Source organism: Chryseobacterium sp. CG10_8 (assembly GCF_058117085.1).
In genome coordinates this window covers 1-3,275 of sequence record NZ_JBYVEB010000183.1, presented here as the reverse complement: position 1 = coordinate 3,275, position 3,275 = coordinate 1, and the positions used below count along the sequence as shown (strand labels likewise).

Annotated in this window: 1 protein-coding gene; it reads left to right on the top strand. The window is 36.8% G+C overall.

The window, feature by feature from the left end:
* A partial coding sequence (locus AC4AGG_RS15865) for a thrombospondin type 3 repeat-containing protein (protein ID WP_489772996.1) occupies window positions 1-3,214 on the top strand: 3,214 nt, incomplete at its 5' end.
* Between the last annotated feature and the right edge of the window lie 61 nt (window positions 3,215-3,275).

Sequence of the window (3,275 nt, the reverse complement as noted above, 5' to 3'; positions counted from 1 at the left end):
TAATATTAATAGTATTACAGGAGGTAACGCACCTTATCAGTACAAAGTAGTATTATCAAATGATCCTGCTTTTTCTGATACTACAGGAACATATAGTACTATTTCTTCATTTCCGTTATCACATAACGTTTCGGCAATGGGTACGTATCAAATTAGAGTAAAAGATGCATGTGGAAATACTAAAACTTTTACACAATCCTTAGCAGCATCTGTCCCTGCAGCTCAGTTTTATTGGAGAAGTACAGCTATTTGTGGATATAATCAAGTGAAAGCTAATTGGTGGTATTTTCAAACTACAGGTGGAGCTGCTTTAAATTCCGCTAATTACTTTCCATCACCTGGATTGAAACTGGTTATCCGAGATACAAATGCTTCTGGAGCCATACTTTATGATGGTATTTATGATGGTACTACTTTTAACTATACGCCTTCCGCTTCTCATACATATTATGTTACAACAACAACGGCCTGTGGTAGTTCTATTTCCTATACTCATAATCTTTCTAGCACATCAAGTAGTCCTGAGCTCTTTGATTTTTTGCCTACATCTTCAACTTCTGGTTGTGGCGCTAGTGAACGAGAGGTTATTAATATCAATTTTTCTGAACAAACTTTTTGGAATTACCCTGTTAATATCGAAATAAGAAATTCTAGTGGAACTGTCGTACAGACGTCTACTAGTACACAAACAACTTGGACATCAAATACTTTTCCGGTTGGTATCTATACAGTTACCGTATATGATAACTGCTCTCCAGCAAATTCGGTTACTAAGACGGTTACAAATCCACAAAGTGCTGGAACGCCCGATATATACTTATATAACTATACTAAATGGCGTTGTGATGGTGGTGTTTTGGCATTGACACAAACTGGTACAACACAATTAACTTTAGGTATTTCGGGGTATCTTCCAGATCGTGCAAATACAGTAATTTCAATTACTGCAGGTCCATCTAATGTCGGAGTTGCAGGTAGATTAGTTGATGGTCGATTTTGGTGTTGGACAAATATGTTGCCAGGTACATATACTTTTTCTTATATAAATTGTGGTGTTACAAGAACAGGAACATTTACAATTGCTGATACAAATCCTAACTTATTAGTGCAATCACTTACTTCTACAGCGGTTTCTTATTGTTCATTGGGAGGTGATGTCTCTTCTACTTTGTCATATAATGGATCTTCTAACTATGAAATACAATTGCTTAATAGTGCAGGAACAGTAGTTGCGACGAACTTGACTGGAAATTTTACTGGAGTTGCAGCTGGAACCTACACAACAAGACTTTTTGTAAAAGCGTGCGGAGTTGCTTCAAAATATTATTATATTCCAGGTAGTACAGTAACAATTACGAATAATGCAACAGGTCCTATTATTTCTTCTTCGGTTGGTGTTATTTGTGAAGATTCTTCTGGGAATCCTCTATCCACGGGGAGTGCATATATAGACATAAGTGGAGTAGCTCCATTGGTTTTGCAATATAAGCCACAGTCATCTTCAACATGGCATACGGCACCTAGTGGTACAAACATAGTTCTTAGTGGACTTACAGCAAATACGGTTTATGATTTACTTCTCAGTGATGGATGCGGAGGGACGTTCAATTCTACTGTAACAATTAAGACCATTGGTAACATTAGCTCTTCTAATACGGTACAACCATGTAACGGATCTCCATATTCTCTTATAATTCCATATTATTCTGGAGCTTCTTATACATGGACTAATCCAGCGGGAACTATTGTATCTACAAGCCGTACTTATCCAGTAGCAAGTTGGAACAGTAGTTACAATGGTACTTATGTAGCTAAAATCACTTGGGGAAGCTGTATTACTAGGTATGTTAATCTTACAGTTAACAGCGATAATTGTGGACAACCTATTGATCTTTGTACAATTACTGCAGCTAATCCCGATTCGGATGGGGATACGATAAGTAATTATTGTGACCTAGATGACGACAATGATGGAATTTTGGATAGTAATGAGTTGATATGTTTAAGTGGTCTTGTTGCAAATTACAATGTATTAGCTAATTCTTCATCGTTGAATGGTGTAACAATCAATTCAAGTGTTTATACTCCTACTGCAGCGCCTCAGCTAACGGTTGCTCATTCTACTTCTGGGACATTTACTTCAACTGGATTTAGAACTAATGCTTCGAGATCACAATCGAATGTGCAAAATAATGAAGCAAGTAAGGGAGTGATGGACTATACATTTAATTATCCTGTTTATAATTACGTGTTTGATGTTGCGGGTCTTTTTTATCAATCAACAACTTTTTATGAAGCGGTTAATGTTGTAGGTTATGACGAGAATAATAACTTGGTTGCTCCTACTGCAGTGACTTTAGGTACTGATGTTGTTAATCTTTCTACCTATGTTAGTTCTTATACTGATTTTTATACAGGTAGACTCGGAGGGGCAAACAATTATAATAATGTGGGAGGAGCTAATAGCGTTAAGTATAGTTTTGCAGGAAAGAAAATATCAAAACTTAGAGTTACTCATTTCCAAGTTTCAAGCGATGTAGCAGCAGTAGTAAATTACCAACATACTTCAGGATGTATTGCGAGAGATACAGATGGCGATGGTATTCCTAATCATTTAGATCTTGATTCGGATAACGATGGATGTTCAGATGCCATTGAAGGAGATGAGAATGTTGAAAATTCTATGTTAGTAACAGCAAGCGGAGCTTTACAAGGGGGAAATACCACAGCAACAAGTGGTTCTTATTTCCAACCAGTATTGGTTAATCTTGGAGTAACAGTAGATACCAATGGAGTACCAACAATTGTAAACTCTGGAGGAAGTGCAGATGTAGGGTCTGATCAAGGTCAAGGTATTGGTAGTGCATACGATGTTACAGTTAACTCATGTATCTGCTACAACCCAATCACCAACGCAGGTACACCAGAAGACACTAAACATGGTATCACCTTATTGACTAGAGCAGGACTTCCACACGGAGGTTGGCCATTGAATAGAAAGTCAGGTTTTACTGCATTAGAATCTAGTAAAAAAGGATTTGTGATTACTAGAATGACAACAGTAGAAATCGAAGGACAGGGACCGCCTCGGATTGTAGTTCCTATGATTACTAATCCAGTAGAAGGGATGATGGTCTATGATACCACTGCGAGATGTTTGAAAATCTATGATGGAACAAAATGGAGTTGTTTCTCAACACCAACATGTCCATAAGGATTAATTGAGAATTAATAATTAAAGAATTTAATATTCAAATTAATAATTATAAAAAAAA